The 18,874-nt window shown below is 64.5% G+C and carries 11 protein-coding genes; 1 reads left to right on the forward strand and 10 read right to left on the reverse strand.

The genetic code is table 11. The features are described 5' to 3' along the window. Position 1 precedes the first annotated feature (1 nt). The 8 genes from XH83_RS32095 to XH83_RS32130 form a co-directional block, all read right to left on the reverse strand. A complete protein-coding gene (locus tag XH83_RS32095; RefSeq protein WP_194404584.1) occupies positions 2–271 on the reverse strand; it encodes a GlsB/YeaQ/YmgE family stress response membrane protein in 270 nt (89 codons plus the stop codon). 113 nt (positions 272–384) lie between these two features. After that, the gene (locus tag XH83_RS32100) at positions 385–1,362 is read right to left on the reverse strand and encodes an ABC transporter ATP-binding protein (RefSeq protein ID WP_194404585.1); all 978 of its coding nucleotides are present in this window, start codon (positions 1,360–1,362) and stop codon (positions 385–387) included. Continuing rightward, complete coding sequence (locus XH83_RS32105; protein ID WP_194404586.1) at positions 1,359–2,774, reverse strand: amidase; 1,416 nt, start codon at positions 2,772–2,774, stop codon at positions 1,359–1,361. Before XH83_RS32105 ends, XH83_RS32100 begins: the two co-directional genes overlap by 4 nt. Continuing rightward, a complete protein-coding gene (locus XH83_RS32110) occupies positions 2,771–2,968 on the reverse strand; it encodes a hypothetical protein (RefSeq protein ID WP_194404587.1) in 198 nt (65 codons plus the stop codon). The genes XH83_RS32105 and XH83_RS32110 overlap by 4 nt, the downstream gene beginning before the upstream one ends. Then, positions 2,965–4,026 (reverse strand): ABC transporter ATP-binding protein, encoded by a 1,062-nt coding sequence (locus XH83_RS32115; protein ID WP_194404588.1) that lies wholly within the window; start codon positions 4,024–4,026, stop codon positions 2,965–2,967. Before XH83_RS32115 ends, XH83_RS32110 begins: the two co-directional genes overlap by 4 nt. Before the next feature lie 2 nt (positions 4,027–4,028). Then, positions 4,029–4,931: an ABC transporter permease gene (locus XH83_RS32120; RefSeq protein WP_194404589.1), complete on the reverse strand. Its 903-nt coding sequence runs from the start codon at positions 4,929–4,931 to the stop codon at positions 4,029–4,031. Between the two features lies 1 nt (position 4,932). After that, complete coding sequence (locus XH83_RS32125; protein WP_194404590.1) at positions 4,933–5,886, reverse strand: ABC transporter permease; 954 nt, start codon at positions 5,884–5,886, stop codon at positions 4,933–4,935. A 197-nt stretch (positions 5,887–6,083) separates the two neighbouring features. Beyond that, positions 6,084–7,742, reverse strand: a complete 1,659-nt coding sequence (locus XH83_RS32130; RefSeq protein ID WP_194404591.1) for an ABC transporter substrate-binding protein — start codon at positions 7,740–7,742, stop codon at positions 6,084–6,086. 199 nt (positions 7,743–7,941) lie between these two features. On the opposite strand from XH83_RS32130, the gene XH83_RS32135 reads away from it, so the two are divergent. Further along, the gene (locus XH83_RS32135) at positions 7,942–9,537 is read left to right on the forward strand and encodes an ABC transporter substrate-binding protein (RefSeq protein WP_194404592.1); all 1,596 of its coding nucleotides are present in this window, start codon (positions 7,942–7,944) and stop codon (positions 9,535–9,537) included. Positions 9,538–9,659: 122 nt separating this feature from the next. Here XH83_RS32135 and XH83_RS32140 read toward each other — a convergent pair whose 3' ends face one another. Together XH83_RS32140 and XH83_RS32145 are read right to left on the reverse strand one after the other, a co-directional pair. Further along, positions 9,660–11,891, reverse strand: coding sequence for a CHASE2 domain-containing protein (locus XH83_RS32140; RefSeq protein ID WP_194404593.1), 2,232 nt, complete (start codon positions 11,889–11,891; stop codon positions 9,660–9,662). A gap of 131 nt (positions 11,892–12,022) precedes the next feature. Next, positions 12,023–18,256 (reverse strand): VCBS domain-containing protein, encoded by a 6,234-nt coding sequence (locus tag XH83_RS32145; protein WP_246776363.1) that lies wholly within the window; start codon positions 18,254–18,256, stop codon positions 12,023–12,025. Between the last annotated feature and the right edge of the window lie 618 nt (positions 18,257–18,874).

Genomic DNA, 18,874 nt, shown 5'->3' on the forward strand with positions numbered 1-18,874 from the left:
GCTAGAGCCGGCCGCCACCCCGCACCAGCCGCACCACGAGCAGCAGGATCACCGCGCCGATGGCGGAGTAGACGATCTCGGAGACTAGGCCCGTGCCGAGACGAATGCCGAGCTTCGGAAACAGAAGGCTCGCCACCAGCGCACCGCAGATGCCGATCACGATGTCGCCGATAATGCCGAACCCGGCGCCCCGCACGATCTTGCCGGCAAGCCAGCCAGCGACGAGGCCGACGAACAGGATGACGAGCAGGCCTTCGTTTGAAATGTGCATCGTTGAGATCCCTCTCCTTCAATGCCCGGCATGGAACGGGAACCGGGATGAATGGGGTGTGAATGGCAGGATGAGGCTCCCGTTGCCGCGAACTTGGTTCACCGCATCCGAAACTATGACACCGCGGTGACGGGCTCCGCCAGCACACATCGCGCCGCCCGGCCCGGCCCGACCTCGACATTCGCAGGCAGTCGCTCCAAGCAACGCGGCTCGGCGAGCTTGCAGCGGGGGGCGAAGGAGCAGTTGTGCGGCTTCTCGGCCAGCGAGGGCGGCGTGCCGGGGATGGTTTCGAGGCGCTGTCCCCGCTTCGCACCGTGAACGGTCGAGGCAAGCAGGCCCTTGGCATAGGGATGCACCGGGGTGCGGACGATATCGCGAAGGGTCCCCTGCTCCACGATCTGGCCGGCATACATCACCGCGACACGGTCGCAGATCTCGATGGCAACGCCGATGTCGTGGGTGACGAAGATCACGGACATCCCGAACTCGCGCTGCAATTCGCGCAGCAACAGAAGGATCTGGATCTGCACGGTGGCATCGAGCGCCGTGGTCGGCTCGTCCGCCAGCAGGATTTTTGGCCGGCAGGCCAGCGCCAGTGCGATCATCGCGCGCTGGCGCATGCCGCCGGACATTTCATGCGGATAGGCATCGAGCCGCCGCTTCGCCGAGGGAATGCGCACGACCTCGAGCATTTCCAGCGCGCGTGCCCTGCCCTCGGCGTAGCTTTTGCCCTCGTGGCGCACCACGCTTTCGGCGATCTGCGCGCCGATCGTGTAGACCGGATCGAGCGCGAGCGCGGGCTCCTGGAAGATCATCGAGACGGTCTGGCCGCGGAACGACGACAGCTGCTCGTCGTTCATGGCGAGCACGTCGCGGCCCATCACGTTGACCTTGCCCGAAATCTGCGTGCGTTTCTTCGGCAACAGCCGCATCAGCGCGCGCAAGGTCACGCTCTTGCCCGAACCGGACTCGCCGAGCAGTCCCAATACCTCGCCATCCCCCAGCGACAGGCTGAGATCGTTCACCGCATAGACCGTGCGCTCACCGGTGAAGCGAATGTTGAGGCCTGAGATCTCGACGAGCTTGGTCATGACGGCAGCTTCGGCAATCGATCGTGATAGTCGGTGACGCGCTGGAAGGCCGCGCCGATGGTGAGCAGGGTCGCTTCGTCGAACGAGCGGCCGATCAGCTGCATGCCGATCGGAAGACCGCCTCGGGTGAAGCCCGATGGCACGGTGAGCGACGGCAGGCCGAGGAAGTTCACCGGGCGGGTGAACAGCGTCAGCCGCTGCAACAGCGCCGGCGCGTTCGGTCCGCCGCCGACATCGCTCTCCTCGATCGTGGGCGCCGGTACCGGCGAGGCAGGCGCGATCACCGCATCGACGCCCGCGGTGGCGGCATGGTGCGCAGCCAGGGCCGGACCGCGCCAGCGCATCGCCTCGAGATAGGTGATGGCGGGAACGGCGAGGCCGTTCTGCAGCCGCATCAGGACCTGCGGGCCATAATCCTGCGGACGCTCGATCATCCAGCGCTTGTGGAAGGCGGCCGCTTCCGCGGCGAGCACGAGCTGGCTCGCCGAGGACAATTGCCGCTGATCGGGCAGCTCGACCTTGACGATGTCGGCGCCCTCGCGCCTGAGCACCGCGATGGTCTCGTCGAGCACGCGCGCGACCTCGGCGTCGAGATCGTCGACATAGAACGAGGCGGGCACGCCGATCTTGAGGCCCTTCAACGAGCCCTTGGTGGCGGCGACGTAATCCGACAGCGGCTCGTGGCTGCAGGTGGAATCGGCGGGGTCAGCGCCGGCCATCAGCGCCAGCAACAGCGCGCAATCCTCGGCGGTGCGGGCCAGCGGGCCGACCGTGTCGAGCGATTGCGACAGCGGCATTGCACCGGCGCGACTGACACGGCTCCACGTGGTCTTGAGGCCGGTGACGCCGCAGAAATGCGCGGGCATTCGGATCGAGCCGCCGGTGTCCGAGCCGAGCGCCGCATAGGTCAGGCGCGCCGCGACCGCCGAGCCGGAGCCCGAGGACGAGCCACCGGTGATATGCGCGACGTTCCAGGGATTGCGCACTGGACCGTAATGCGCGTTGTGACCGGTCGGGCCATAGGCGAATTCGGCGAGATGCAGCGTGCCCAGGCGGATCTGGCCGGCGTCCTTCAGCCGCTGCAAGGCGGTGGAGGTCACGGTCGGCACGAAGTCGCGGCGGATCAGCGAGCCGCAGGTCGCGACGTGGCCCGCGTCGTAATACATGTCCTTGTGCGCAAGCGGCACGCCATGCAGGGGACCGCGGACCTTGCCCTTGGCAAGCTCGGCGTCGGCGGCCTCGGCCGCCTTCAGCGCAGCCTCCGCCTCGATCGACATGAAGGCATTGAGATGCGGCTGCCACTGCCCGATGCGGTGCAGCAGTGCGCGCGTCACCTCATGCGAAGAGACCTGCTTCATCGCGATCGCACGTGCGACCTCGGTGAGCGTCATGAAGGCTGGCTCGAGGCTCATTTCGACACCTTTTGCGTCTGCGCGATCGGATAGAGCGCGGGCTGGAGATCGAACGGCAGCGTGCCGGCGATGGCCGCAAAGCCTTCGAAGGCGGGCCCTATCGAGTTGGAGATGCGGGTTGCGACCTCGTCGTCCACGGGCACGCCGGCGATCTGCGCCATCGGCCTGATCTCTTTCGGTGTCGGTCTCGTCATGCGGTTGTCTCCCTGGGCGCGCGGCTATGGCCTGAACCCGGAATTGCCATGTAGCACGCGGCCTCGTGGCCCATTCTATCGAGCGCGGTGAGCTTTGGTGTCGCATTTGCGCAGAGCGGCTCCGCAAACGGGCAACGGGTGTGGAAGCGGCAACCCGAGGGCGGATCGATCGGATTGGGCGGATCGCCCGTGATCGGCGGCGTCTCGGTGCGCCTGTCAGGGTCGGAGGACGGCATCGCAGCAAGCAGCGCGCGCGTGTAGGGATGCGCAGGGCTATCCCAGACCTGATCGACCGGCCCGAGCTCGACAACCTCGCCGAGATACATCACCAGCACACGGTCGCTAATGTATCGGACGACGTTGAGGTCATGGCTGATGAAGAGATAAGTCAGTCCGAACTCGCGCTTGAGATCGGCGAGCAGATTGAGCACCTGTGCCTCGACAGATTTGTCGAGCGCGGAGACGGCTTCATCCAGGATCACCAATCGCGGCGACAGCGCCAGCGCCCGCGCGATGTTGACGCGCTGGCGCTGGCCGCCGGAGATCTCATGCGGATAGCGATTGGCGAAGTTTTCGGGGCGTAAGCCCACCTTACCGAGCAGCTCGCGCGCGAGGGTGCGTGCCGCGCCGTCGGCCATGCCGTGGACTTTTGGGCCGAAGGCGATGGATTCTTCGATTGTGAGGCGCGGATTGAGCGAGGCGTAGGAATCCTGGAACACCATCTGCATGCCGCGCCGCAGCTCGCGCAAGCTCAGCGACTGACCCACGGTCATGCCGTCATAGATGATGTCGCCGGTATCGCGCGGCATCAGGTGCATCAGAAGCCGCGCGGTGGTCGACTTGCCGCAACCGGATTCACCGACGATGCCGACGGTCTCGCCCTTGGCGACGGCAAAGGAGACATTATCGACGGCGCGCACGGTGCGTTTGGCGGCGAACAGCCCGCCGCGCACCGGAAAATGCTTGGTCAGTCCGTTGACCTGCAGCAGCGGCTGCGCGGCGCCGCCGCGGTCTTCGACCGGCTCGAGCATGGAGACGGATGCGTTGCTCTCGCTCATGGCTAGTTCCTGATGTCCATGGCGCTGCGCAGGCCGTCCGAGAGCAGGTTGAAGCAGATCGACACCGCGAAGATCATCGCGCCCGGCAAGGCCGCGACCCACGGATTGACATAGATCGCGGTGCGCAAGGTGTTCAGCATCAGGCCCCATTCCGGCTCCGGCGGCTTGGTGCCGAGGCCGAGGAAGGACAGACCGGCCGCCAGGATCATCGAAACCGAGATCAGGCTCGTGGCGTAGACGAAGATCGAACCCAGTACGTTGCCGAGGATGTGCACGCGCATGATAGTGAAGGGCCCGGCACCCGAGGCGCGCGCGGCTTCGACGAAATCCATGTTGCGGACGCCTGTCGTGACGCTTTCGGCGACGCGGGTGATCTGCGGCACGAACACCACGGTCAGCGACACGATGGAGTTGAGGATGCCGGCGCCCAATGCGCCGGAGATCGCGATCGCCAGCAACACCGAGGGGAACGCATAAAACACGTCGATCGTGCGCATGATCGCGGTGTTGAGCTTGCCGCCGACATAACCGGCGACGAGGCCGAGCGAGGTGCCGATGCCGAAAGCGAGGATCACGGGCAGGATGCCGATCACCAGCGACAGCCGGCCGCCATAGACCAGCCGCGCCAGCATGTCGCGGCCGAGCTCGTCGGTGCCGAGCGGATAACCCGGCGTGCCGATGTGGCGCAGGCGGCGGATCATCGAGCCCTTGTAGGGGTCCTCGAGGCCCAGCCACGGCGCGAGGATCGCCGAGAGGAAGATCAGCAGCAGCACCAGCGCGCAGGCCATGCTGACCTTGTCGCGGGCGATGCGGCGGCCGACGGTCGCCCAATAGCCCCGCGCCTTGGTCGCAGGCGCGGCCTGCAGAGCGGCGTCAGTGGTGGCGATTAGCGGAAGCTCGCTCATCTCAGCCCCGCTTGATACGCGGGTCGATCGCGGCTTGCGCGATGTCGACCAGGAGATTGAGGAAGACGAAGAACAGCGCGAGGATCAGGATCGTGCCCTGGAGCAGCGGCAGATCGCGCTGGAAAATCGCGGAGTTGAGCAGGAAGCCCGAGCCCGGCCAGGAGAACACCGTCTCGATCAGGATGGAGCCGCCCAGCATGTAGCCGAGCTGGAGCCCCATCACCGCCAGCGCGGTCGGCGCGGCGTTCTTGATGACGTGGCGGAACACGCCGCGCTCGTGCAGCCCCTTGGCGCGCAAGGCCTCGACAAAATCCTGGCTGAGGATGTCGCCGGTGAGTGCGCGCACGGTGCGGGTGACGATGCCCATGGGAATCACCGAGGTCGTGATCGCCGGCAGCACCAGATATTTCAGATGGGCCCAGTCCCACGCCCAGGAGTTGGAGCCATTGGGCCCGGCGCCGACCGCGGGGAGCCAGTTGAGCTGCACCGAGAAGATGATGACGAGCAGCATGCCGAGCCAGTAATGCGGCACCGACACGCCGGCGATGGCGAAGGAGGTCGCGACCTTGTCGATCCAAGTCTCGCGGAAATAGCCGGCGATCAGGCCGAGCAGGATGCCCATCGTGAAGCCGATGATGGCGGCCGCGATCGCGAGCGTCACGGTGTTGCCGACCGCGCGCATGACCTCGGCCAGAACGGGGCGCCCGGTAGCGATGGAATTACCGAGATCGCCATGCAGGGCACGGAGCAGCCAAAGCCCGAACTGCACCGGCAGCGGGCGATCGAAGCCATAGGCGGTGCGCAGCTGCGCGGCGAGCTCCTGCGAGGCATCTGCGGGGAGCACCGCAACGAGCGGATCACCCGGCGTGATGTGCACGAACAGGAAACACACCAGCGCGACGCTGATGACGATCGGGACAACATAGACGATGCGTCTGGCGATATAGGCGAGCACGTTTGGTTCTTTCTTCCTTCTCCCCTTGTGGGAGAAGGTGGCGCGCACTTGGCGCGCCGGATGAGGGGTTGTCTCCGCGGACGATCTTGCAACGGTCGAGGGGTCTGCTCCAGCGGAGAGAGACCCCTCACCCGGCTTCGCTTTGCGAAGCCACCCTCTCCCACAAGGGCAGAGGGTGCATCGCGCAAGCCGCTAGATTACTGCGCGATCGACACCGGCGAGAAGTCGATGAACCAGCTCTTCGGCTGCACGACGCCTGTGACCTTCGGGCTCATCGCGCGCGGGCCGACGTCGTGGGCGACGTAGAGGAAGGCGGCGTCGTCGACGGAGGCCGCGTGCAGCTCGGCGAGCGCGGCGTCGCGCGCGGCGGGGTCGAAGGTCTGCCGCGCCTTCTTTACCAGCTCATCGAACTTGGGATTGTTGATGAAGCCCCAATTGTTCGAGACCGGCGGCGCCATGCCCGACTGCAGGAAGCGCACCAGCGCGAAGAACGGGTCCATCGCGGCATAGGTGACGTTGGTGGCGTTCGAGCCGTTGGCGCTGGGATCCTTGGCGCCGCGGCGCCAGTTGGTGAACAGCGTGTTCCACTCGATGACGTCAAGCTTCACGTCGAAATAGCATTCGGCGAGCGCCTGCTGCAGATATTCGTTCATCGCCAGCGGCTGCATCTGGCCGGAGCCGGAGGCCGAGGTCTGCGTCTTCACCGTCAGCTTCTTGTTTGGGCCGAAGCCCGCTTCCTGCATCAGCTTCTGGGCGGCGGCCTTGTCGTATTTGATCTCGAAGCTCGGCTTGCCGCGCCAGGGATGACCGGGCTCGAAGGTGCCGGTCGCGGGCACCATCAGTCCGGCAAGCAGGCCGTCCTTGAGGCCTTCGCGATCGATGCAGAGATTCGCCGCCTTGCGCACGCGGATGTCGTTCCAGGGCGAGCCCTCGACGCGCGAGAATTGCCAGGGCCAGACATGCGGCTGCTCATTGGCGTAGAGCTTGAAGCCGCGCTGCTTGAGCTCGGGCAGCGCATCCGGGGCCGGCGCCTCGACCCAATCGACCTGCCCGGAAAGCAGCGCCGCGGTGCGCGCGTTGGCTTCCGGCATCGGCAGCAGCACCATCTTGTCGACCTTGGGCACGCGTGCCTTGTCCCAATAGCTCGCGTTCTTCACCAGCTCGAGCCGCTCGCGGGGCGTGAAGCTCGCCATCTTCCACGGGCCGGTGCCGGCGGCGTCCTTGGCAAACGCGGTCCAGGCCGCCTGCGACTTCGCCTTGGCGTCAGCGCCTTCCGCCTTGTCGTAGAAGTGCTGCCACTTCGCCGGGCTCGCCATGAACAAATTGGTGAGGTTGATCGGCAGGAAGCTGTCGGGCTCCTTGGTGGTGAGCTCGACCGTCATGTCGTCGATCTTCTTCGCCGAGGCCAGCGTCGGCATGCGCGAGGCCGTGACGCCGACCTGGCTGGCGTCGAATTGCGGCGCATCCTGCTTCAAGACCTTCTCGACGTTCCACACCACTGCATCCGCGTTGAACGGCGTGCCGTCGTGGAAGGTCACGCCGGGACGCAGCTTGAAGATCCACTTGGTCTTGTCGGCATCGTCGACCTTCCACTCGGTGGCAAGGCCGGGGATCACCACGCTCGCCTTTTCGGCAGACGACAGGTCCCAACCGGTAAGCGCGTCGTACATGGTGAGGCCGGTGAAGCGATTGCCTTCAAAACCCTGATCAGGCTGGCCCAGCGTGCGCGGAATATCGGCAGCAGTCATGCCGATGCGCAGCACGGTCTCCGCGCTGACCGCACGCGGCAAGGCCGCCGCAGTCGTTAGAGCGAGCACCGCGATCAATGCCGCGCGTGTGTTCTTCTTCGTAAGCATCGCCTCAATCCTTTTCCGGCTTCGATGACTATTTTTGATGCAATCGTATGCAATGGCTATGCCAGAGAGAAACTTATTCTGCAATTTGGCCCTGCGACGACAAGTCCTTGTGTGCCGGAGGCGGGTGTACGCGCCGCGCTGCCTATTCTGGCATCAAGATTGCAGGTCCGCTCCCGCAATCCCCTGGGAGCTCTAGGCCATGCGTATCCGTCTATCGATTTGTCTCGCCGTGCTTGCGCTGGCGTCGTCCGCAATCCCGACGCGCGCCGAAACCGTGGTGCGCTACGGCATCTCGATGGCAGACATTCCGCTGACCACGGGTCAACCCGATCGCGGTGCCGGCGCCTATCAGTTCACGGCTTACACGATCTACGATCCGCTGGTCGCCTGGGAGATGGACGTCGCCGACCGGCCCGGCAAGCTGGTGCCGGGGCTTGCGACCGAGTGGAAGGTGGATGACGAGGACAAGACCAAGTGGCGCTTCACGCTGCGCAAGGGCGTGACCTTTCACGACGGCAGCGCGTTCAATGCCGATGCGGTGATCTGGAACCTGGACAAGGTGCTCAACGACAAGGCGCCGCAATTCGACAAGCGGCAGAGCGCGCAGGTGAAGACCCGCCTGCCCTCCGTCGCCAGCTACGCCAGGATCGACGATTTCACGGTGGAGATCACCACCAAGACGGTCGACTCTTTCTTCCCCTATCAGATGCTGTGGTTTCTGGTGTCGAGCCCCGCGCAGTACGACAAGCTCGGCAAGGATTGGGACAAGTTCGCCAGCCAGCCCTCCGGCACCGGGCCGTTCAAGCTGACAAAACTCGTACCGCGCGAGCTCGCCGAGCTCAGCAAGAATCCTGACTATTGGAATAAGAAGCGCATTCCCAAGGCCGACAAGATCGTGCTGGTGCCGATGCCGGAAGCGCTGACGCGCACCAATGCGCTGCTCGCGGGCCAGGTCGATCTGATCGAGACGCCGGCACCGGACGCGGTGCCGCAGCTCAAAGCCGCCGGCATGAAGCTCGTCGACAACGTCACGCCGCATGTCTGGAATTATCACCTGTCCGTGCTGCCGGGCTCGCCCTGGACCGACATCCGCCTGCGCAAGGCGCTGAACCTTGCGATCGACCGCGATGCGGTGGTCGGGCTGATGAATGGCTTGGCGAAGCCGGCGAAAGGACAGGTCGACCCGTCCAGCCCGTGGTTCGGCAAGCCGAGCTTCGAGCTGAAATACGACCTCGCCGCCGCGAAAAAGCTCGTCGAGGAAGCCGGCTACTCCAAGGCGAAGCCGCTGAAGGCTACCTTCATCATCGCGCAAGGCGGCACCGGCCAGATGCTGTCTCTGCCGATGAACGAATTCCTGCAGCAGAGCTTCAAGGAGATCGGCATCGACATCGACTTCAAGGTGGTCGAGCTCGAGACGCTCTACACGCATTGGCGCAAGGGCGCGGCCGACGAGATCAACGCCGGCATCACCGCCAACAACATCGCCTATGTCACCTCGGACCCGCTCTACGCCATCGTCCGCTTCTTCCATTCCGGCCAGATCGCCCCCGTGGGCGTCAACTGGGGCGGCTACAAGAACCCGAAAGTCGACGCGCTGATCGACGAGGCCAAGCAGACCTTCAATGCCGCCAAACAGGACGAGCTGCTGGCGCAGGCGCACGCTTTGATCGTCGACGATGCCGCACTGGTTTGGGTCGTCCACGACACCAACCCGCACGCGCTATCGCCGAAAGTGAAACAATTCGTGCAGGCCCAGCACTGGTTTCAGGATCTGACCACGATCGGGATGGAGTGAAGGCCGCGATCACCGCTGCCGTACGGTGGGCAAAGCGTAAGCATGCCCACCAATTCAACATTGCGGAGTGAGATCGTGGGCACGGCGCTTCGCACAAGTGGGCTGGCTACACGCTCGAAACACTACTTCGTCAGCAGCGCGTACGCCCCGGTCCAGCCCTCCGGCGGCGGGTTGAGTTGGAAATCCTCGATCCGAGCCTCGTAGAGCCTGAACAGCTTCTCCAGGGTGTCGGCGTCCTCGCTTCGGCGGCCGCGCTCGATCGCATCGAGCGCGCCCTGCCAGTCGCGGCCGCGATAGCAGCCGAGCATCTCGATGGTGATGTTGCGCAGGCGCTGGAAGGCGGCCGAATGCATCACGTCCTCGCGTCCGGCGATGGCGTAGATCACCTCCGGCTCGGTCTTGCCCTTGACCATGATGAAGTCGAGCTCGAGGATCGCGAACCTATCCTTGGCGGCGAGCGCCGTGCGGGAGCCGACGATGATGGGAAAACCGTATTCCTTCGACTGGCCTTCCAGCCGCGAGGCGAGGTTCACGCTGTCGCCGAGCACCGAATAGTTCTTCTTCAGGTCGGAGCCCATGTTGCCGACCACGCCGATGCCGGTGTTGAGACCGATGCCGACATTGAGCGGGATGTAGACGCGGCCGCCTTCGGCGGCTTCCTCCTCGCGCTCCCTGTTGACCGTGTCGATCTTCTCCAGCATCTGGATCGCGGCCTCGCAGGCGTTGACCTCGTGCTCGGCATCGTCGAGCGGCGCGTTCCAGAACGCCATGATGGCGTCGCCCATGTATTTGTCGATATAGCCCTTCCGTTCGATGATGACGTCGGTCAGCGGCGTCAGGAACCGGTTCATCAGCGCAATCAGGCCTTGCGGGTCGTGCTTGTAGCTCTCCGAGATCGTGGTGAAGCCGCGCACGTCGGAGAACATGATCGTCATCTCGCGCTCCTCGCCGCCGAGCACCAGCTTTTCCGGCGACTGCGCCAGCTGCTCGACCAGGACCGGCGACATGTATTGCGCGAACTGCCCACGGATCTGCACGCGCTGGCGCTGCTCGCGGACGAAGCTGGCGAAGATCAGCGTCAGGTAGACCGCCGTGGTCGAGAGCAGGGGATAGGTGAAATCGATGAGGTAGCGGTACTGCGCGTAGAAGAACCAGGACACGCCGACCAGTATGGCGGCGAAGGTCGCACCCGCGAGCACGAGGCGCACGGGACCGAGATTGGGCGTGAAGATGATCACCAGCAGGCCGATGATCAACGCCGCGAGCAATTCGACGCCGAGCGCGTAATTCGGCTGCGAGATCACCGCGCCGCTCAGCACGCTCTCCAGCACCTGGGCATGAATCTCGACCCCCGGCATGGTCGCTGACACCGGTGTGGTCTTGATGTCGTTGAGCCCGGCGGCGGAGGTCCCGACCAGCACCAGCTTGCCGGCAAACCTGCCCGGCGGCTCGCTGTTGTCGAGCACGTCGGCCGCCGAGACGTAGATCGAGGGATCCCGACGCGCGTAGTGCACCCAGAACTGGCCGTTCTTGTCGGTGGGGATCTCGGCGCCCTTGAGGCGGATCGACCTGACACCGGTCTTGTCGGTCCGGACCAGCAGCGTCGGCGTGCCCGTGACGACGCGCAGGATCTCGAGGCTGAGCGAGGGCATGATGTTGCCCTGTGCGCGCATCATCATCGGCACGCGGCGGATGAACCCGTCCCGCTCTTTCCTGATCGAAAACAGGCCGCGGCCGGCTGCAACCTTCTCGATGACAGGCACGTTGCGCAGCAAGCCCGGAAATTCGAACAGGAAGCGTTCGGCCCCCTCCTCGCCGACCGTCGCCACCCCGGTAAACGGCAGCGATTTGTCCAGCTCCGACAAGACCGACGGAAGCCCGGTCTCGCCCAGCACCACGCGCGAGCGCTTGATGGCGTCGGCGAGAATCTGGTCGTTGGTCGGCAACTCGCGCAGCTTGGCGCGGGTGGCATCGTCGAGATAGCGCATCTGGTTTGCGACCAGATCCGGGTTGAGCCGGTCGGGTTCGGAGAACACCACGTCGAAGCCGATCGCCACCGCGCCGCTATTGGTGAGGTTCTGGATCAGATCGGCGATCCGCGTGCGCGGCCACGGCCACTGCCCGAGCTTGGCCAGGCTCTTGTCGTCGATGTCGACGATCACGACCGGACGCGCCGCCTTGTGGCGCGGGTCGATCAGCTGGAACATGTCGAAGGTGCGCAGCCGCAATTCCTGGATCGGCGGCGGATCCCACAGGCGCGCGCCGGCGAACAGGACCAGCAGCGCAAGGCACATCAGCCGCGCGAAGCCCAGCTTCCGCGCAAACCACCGCCGCAGGATCTTGAGACGTTTCATTCCAATCGGACTTCCTGGCCTGCACCATGCCGTGCGCGCCGATCATGGAGCGTCGGCGCGCGGTTGGCTATTCCCCGAACGCCAGGAACTAAGGGTTTTTTGCTGCGGTCAAGGTGGCAAGGCCGCCGTCACTAGGTGACATGAGGACCGAAGATGAAGTCGCTGGCCTGCAGGTTCGCGCTGATCACGCCCTTCAGCAGGATGGTCTCGTGATTGTCCAGCGTGAGGAGCGTACCGCCATCCTGCGACGCCGGTGACAGATCGCCGATCGAGCTGATGCCGCTGAACTGGCGCAGGTCGATCTTGTCGAGGCCAATCTCGAAATCGTTCACGGTGTGCTGGATGGCATCCTGCGATGCGGCCGGCGCGAACACGAACTGGTCCTTGCCGCCGCCACCGATCAGCGTGTCGCTCGACTCGGTCGCGAAAATGACGTCCTTGCCGTCGGCGCCCGAAAGAACGATCTGCTGGCTGGTCTCTCCCTCGACAAAGATGAAATTGACCGTGTCGGAGTGGCCGGACGAGTCGGCGACGGTCAGCGTGATCTGGTCGAATTCGGGCGGCTGCGGGTAGTCATCGGTGCTGGCGCCCGTCGGATCGTAGACGACGCCGGTGCCGCCGCTCGCGAGGCCGGCGTTGATCTGCTCGAGCGAACCCGTCATCGGAGCGAAATAGACGCTGCTGACGTCCGGATGTGCGGTCGACAGCGTGACGGTGAACGTATCCGCCGCCGCGCCTGCATCTGTGTCGATGACGACGAGATCGTTGACGATGTCGTTGCCGTTCTCGATGATGTGCTCGACCTGGAAGCTTGCGGTATCGATGACCGGACCGTTGGCATCGTTCGCCCCCGTCACGTCGACCGTGAGCGTGGCCGTGCCGGTCGCGCCGTGCACATCCGTGGTCTGGACCGTAAAGGTATCGGCGTAGGAACCTGCCGCCAGCGCATTGATCGCCGCGGCGTTCGGAACGTAGCTGTAGCAGCCGTCGGGATTGATCGTCAGCGTGCCGTACAATCCGACAGCCGTCGTTGCCGGGTGATGATCCGCATTGAGGACGGCATAGGTCAGCGTCGCCGTCTCGCCGGTATCGACGTCGTTCCCCGTCAGCGTCCCGTTCAGATCCGAGAAGGTGTCGGCAGCGGCCGTGTCCGTGAGCGGACCGATGTGGAGATCGGCGAGCGTCGGCGCATCGTTGCTGCCGGCGATGTTGACGGTGACGATCGCGCTGGTGCCCGCACCGTACCCGTCATCCGGAACGATGGTGTATTGCAGCGACAGCGTCTGGCCGGCGGCGAGGAAGTCGAAGGCATGGCCTTGCGAATCGAAATTCCAGGTGAGTTGCGTCTGCGTGGCCGTGCCGTCGAGGATATCGCCGGACGGAACGCTGAGATAGTTCAGGAGGTCCGCATGCGACAGCCCGCCGACGCTGCCGGACTGCGGCGCGCCGTCGAGAGCAACCTGCAGCTCGCCGACCGACACCGTGACATGATCGGTCGCGTCGACGTCGGAGAGCGCCAGCACGCCGTGCGCAAGCTGGCCGGCATTGGTTTCCACGAGATCGGCGACGGCGCCGCCCGGTCCTGACGTGCTGCTTGCCCAGTCCGCATCGCCCTCAATGGCGAGGCTCTTGGCGGGATTGACCGCATTGGCGGCCGTGGTCCCGCTACCGTCGCCGAGCTGGTAATACGCGGCGAGGTTCGTCTCGCTGCCGGTGAGCGCCGTGAAATCGAGCGACTGGATCTGCGCCTGCGTCAGCGCGGCGTTCCAGACGCTGACATCGGCGATCGAGCCGAAGAAGCCTTCCGCGCCAAAGCCCGCCGCGCCCGGCTCGCTCGCGGCGCCGATCATCATGTAGGACGCCGACGGATTCGACGGACTGCCGTCGATGGGGTTGATCGACCAGGCCTGCGAATATTCGCGGTTGCCGTCGAGATAGAGCGAGAAGGCGCCGTTGTCGCGGGTCAGCGCGACGTTGTGCCATTGCGATGCCGCGAGCGCCACGCCGGTATCGGCGATCTGAACGCCGCCTGCGAGGATCTGCAGCTCCATCGTGCCATCGGCATTGACCGTACCGAGCAGGCCGAAGCCCGTCGTCGAAGTGTTGCCGTTGTAGAACAGGATCTGGCCATGACCGGCCTCTGCGCCCCCGTTCCAGTTCACCCAGCCGTCCAGCGTCACCTCGTCGGAAGCGACCGTCGGCACCTCGCCCACCGCGATGGTCTGGCCGTCGAAATTCATGTAGTCCGACGTGACATAGGAGACCGCCGGCGCATCGTTGGTGCCGGTGATCGTGACGGTGACGTCCTGGCTGACCGTGCCGCCATGCTGGTCGTCGAATGTGACGGTGTAGACCTGAGTGATGGTCTGCCCTTCCGCCAGCGATTGCAGCACGGGATCGCTGTTGTCCAACGTGAAGTGCCAGCCGAGCGTCGCAGCGTTGCTGGTATCGCTGCCGGATTCGGACACGGCGTCGATCGTGAAAGTGCCGATATTCGTGCTGTCGTCCTCGAAGCCCGGCAGGGCCGAGCTGACCGACGACGACTTGAACACCGCCTGCGCGGTGTGGGTGTCGATCAGGTCGACATCCTGGATCGCCAGCGTGCCGCCGGCCGTCAGCGAGGCGTCGTCATCCTCGGTCACCGCGCCCGTCGCCGCGGCGGCATCGCTGGTGATGGTCGGCGCATCGTTGGCGCCGTTGATCGTGACGGTCACATCCTGCGAGACATACGCGCCGTGATCGTCGGTGAAGGTGACGGTGTAGACCTGGGTGATGGTCTGGCCCTGCGCCAGCGACTGCAGCACCGCATCGTTATTGTCGAGGCTGAAGTGCCAGCCCAGCGTCGCACCGTTGCCGGTGTCATCATTGAACTCGGCGATTGCGGAATCGATCGTGAAGGTGCCGAGCGGCGTGTCGTCGTCGAAGCCCGGCAGATGCACGCTCGAGGTCGACGATTTGAACACCGTCTCCGCAGTGTGGGTGTCGACCAGATCGAGGTCCTGGATCGCCAGCGTGCCGTCGATCGACAGCGTCACGCAGGCGTCCTCGGTCACCGCTCCGGCGGCATCGGCGGCACTGCTGGTCATCGTCGGCGCGTCATTGGCGCCGTTGATGGTGACGGTCACGTCCTGCGAGACGTATGCGCCGTGATCGTCGGTGAAGGTGACCGTGTAGACCTGGGTGATGGTCTGGCCCTGCGCCAGCGACTGCAGCACCGCATCGTTGTTGTCGAGGCTGAAGTGCCAGCCGAGCGTCGCACCATTATCGGTGTCGATGATGGATTCGAGCACTGACGGATCGATCGTGAAGGTCCCGAGCGGCGTATCGTCGTCAAAGCCCGGCAGATGCACGCTCGACGTCGACGACTTGAACATCGCCTGCGCCGTATGCGCATCGATCAGGTCGAGATCCTGGATCGCCAAAGTGCCGTCGATCGACAGCGTCACACTGGTGTCGTCCTCGGTCACCTCTCCGGCGGCGTCCGCGGCACTGCTGGTCACCGTCGGCGCGTCGTTGGTGCCGGTGATGGTGACCGTGACGTCCTTCGTGACCTCCGCACCGTGATTGTCGGTGAACGTGACGGTGTAGATCTGGGTGATGGTCTGGCCCTTGGCCAGCGACTGCAGCACCGGATCGTTGTCGTTGAGCGCGAAATGCCAACCCAGCGTCGCGCCGTTGTCGGTGTCCCCGTTGGATTCCGTCACCGACGGGTCGATCGTGAAGGTCCCGAGCGGCGTATGGCCGTCGAAGCCCGGCAGATGCGCGTTCGACGTCGCCGACTTGAACACCGCCTCCGCGATGTGGGTGTCAATCAGGTCGAGATCCTGGATCGCCAGCGTGCCGCCGGTCGAGAGCGTCGGCGTGGCCGCATCCTCGGTCACGGCCCCCGCCGCAGCGTCTGCATCGCTCGTGATGGTCGGCGCGTCGTTGGTGCCGGTGATGACCACCGTGACGTCCTGCGTCACCGTCCCGCCGTGATGGTCGTCGACGGTCACGGTGTAGACCTGCGTGATGGTCTGGCCTTCCGCCAGCGACTGCAGCACCGGATCGTTGTCGTCGAGCGTGAAGGTCCAGCCCACCGATCCACGGGAGCTGACGCCCGGACTCTCGACCACCGGATTGAGCGCGAACGTGCCGATATGCGACGTGCCGTCGCCGAACCCGGGCAGGTGCGCGCTCGAAACCGTCGACTTCAGGACGTAGCTCGCAGTGTGTGTATCGGTGAGATCGGGGTCGTTGAAGGCAATGGTGCCGTTCGCCGCGAGCGTGGCCGCTGTATCTTCGGTCACAGCGCCGGCCGGATTGGTGTCGTCCTCGACGATCGTCGGCACGTCGTTGGTGCCCTCGACATTGACGTCCGCACCGTTGATGGACACGATGATCGGCGTGCTGACGACGCCGCCGTGTCCGTCATCGACCTGCACCACATAGTTGAGGGTCAGCGTCTCGCCTTCGGCGAGGAAATCGAAGAGATGGTCGGAAACGCTGTAGGTCCAGATGGCCGAGCCGTTGTTGCCGTTGCCCGCACCCTGCAGCACGGTGAGCGGCACCTCGACGGCGGCGATCGCCGCGAGTTGCTGCGGCGTCAGCGTCGCGCTGATATCGTGGCCCTGCGCATCGAGATATTTGAAGGGCTGGCTGGACGAGAGCGCCGCGCTCACGATGGGCCGGTCGGTCAGATCGACGTCGGTGAAGGTGACCGTTCCCGTGATGGTGTCGAGAGCCTCGTTGCCGGTGCCGATCTTCTCGATGACGGTTCCGCCCGACGTCGCGACGGTGGGCTTGTCGTTGGTCCCCGTGATCGTGATGGTGATCGGGATGAGCTTCGACTCGGGGCTCACCGAGAAATTGGTATCGACGCGGACCATGTAGGTCAGCGTCAGCGTTTCGCCGGCGGCGAGGAAGTCGAAGACGTTGTCCGGGATCGTGTAAGTCCAGACCGCCGAGCCGTTGTTGTCGTTGCCGGCGCCGGGGACGACGTTGATCTGGATCTGCGTCGCTGCGATGTCCTGCTTCTGGAGATCGGTGAGCGAGCCGGTGACGACGTGCTGTCCGGCGTCCTTGTAAGCATAGTTCGGCGCTTCGGCGAGGCTGATGCTCACCGTCGGCCGGTCGCCGAGGTTTTGGTCGACGAACCTGATCAGGCCGGAGATCGTATCGGCATGGGTGTCGCCGGTCGCGTCAGCACGCTCGGTCAGCGAGAACGCCGTCTTCAAATTGCCGCTGGCGTCGAAGCTCTGCGCAATGGGTTGGCCGGGAATACGCAAGGCGGGCGGCGTGGAGGTGCTCGGCCCTTCCGATCCCTGCGTATTGAGATTGACGAAGGTCGCGGTCACGATGGGGCCGGACGCCGACTTGAACACCACGTCCAGGCTCATCGGCGTGAGCGTGTCGGTGAAGTTCGTGGTCAGCTTGGTGTTGGTGTTGTTGTCGGTGAACTTCAGCGTGAACACGTCCGTGATCAGCTTCTGAACGTCCGGCGACATCAGCGCATTGGAGATCGAGACGTTGCCGCCGCTGATCTGGATCATCTGGCCGGCCTGGTTGACCGTCGCGATCGGCAGCAGCGTGATCTTGTCGAACAGGATGTAGGAGCCCGTCGTGCCGTTCGGCTCGACCAGCACCTGGAAGCTGGCCTGCGGCTGCGGATCGCCGCCGCCGGCCGGAACGACGAAGTTGATCTGTGTCAGCACCGCCGTGCCGCGGATGCCCATGGTGGCGACCGGCGTGTCGATCTTCATGTCGCCGTGCTTGGCGGTCTCGCCGGCGACGAAGGTGATGGTGCCGGCGACGAGGCTCAGCAGCGAGGAATTGCTCGACCCGTTGGGGTCGTAGACCATCTCGTTCAGCACCATGCGCGCGTTCGAAGACAAGCCGAACACGGTGCCGTCGATGAAGGTGATGCCGAGGGTCGAATCGGCGCCGGTCGAAACCACGTCGCCCTTCTCGACGTTGTCGCCGTTGTTCAGGATGACCGAGACGCCGTTGCGGATCGCGGTCGCGCTTCCGGAGAGCTTGGTGACGTGGCCGATGACCTGGGCCGCGGCAGCGCCGGGCGCGGCTTGCGCAACCTGGACATAGCCGGTGAGCGCGTTGACGATGTCGCCGGTGAGGTGGGCGCCATCGGGCGAGGCGAGCGCTGCGCGCTTGTCACCCCGGAAATAATCGTGAACGACGAATTCATGCCCCTCGTGGGACAAGACGAGATCGAGGCCTGCGCGCTTGAACTCGCCGTTGAAGATCAGGTTGGGGTCGGGAACAACGAACGCGCCGTCAGGCACGTGACCGTGCGCCTTCGCGGTAAAGGAATCGACATGGGCATTGGTCGGGGCAATGACGGGCGAGCGGGAACCCTGGCCGTCCAAGGAAATCGCGCCGTCAAATTGGCCAGCGTAATTCAACCGGGCACCGTAAAAAGGGTTAAAATTTAAGTAAGTATCGACTGCCTAAGCTTGCATAGCATTACCAAGTCCTTAGCGATACCACCTAATGCTTGTGTGATTTCGCATCACTTGGCCGTAGGCGCCCCTGCGGAGCGGCGCCTCCATAGAGAAGCCGAAGTAATCTTTCAAATATTCTGAAGTCGAATTCGGCCTATTTGCTCGCATTTCCAGTCTTCCAAGGCAGCCTGCCGTATAGTCACGGCACAGATACTTGCGTCATCTTTTGTTGGCGGGGTCCCGCCCCATCCTGCGGTAAATACAGAGCTAAATCTGTGACCTAAGTAACAGACCCCGTGAAATAGCGGACTGTTAGGCATAGGACGCAGATTCGACGCCCCCACAACTTGTGCCTGCAATTGGCTCCATTTCGCGGCAGCAGAACACCTCCTAGCCCGGGAATCGTAAAATTTTACGCAATTTGGGCAGGTCGGTTTCAGCCTGTTCCCGGTTTTAGGAACCCCTGCCGGGCGCATTAAGCAGAACAAAACGGCCCGTCTCGCACTATCTCCCCGAAAGCAACAAAGCCCGGCGCGTCGAGGT

This window comes from Bradyrhizobium sp. CCBAU 53351 (genome assembly GCF_015291745.1).
Lineage (GTDB): Bacteria > Pseudomonadota > Alphaproteobacteria > Rhizobiales > Xanthobacteraceae > Bradyrhizobium.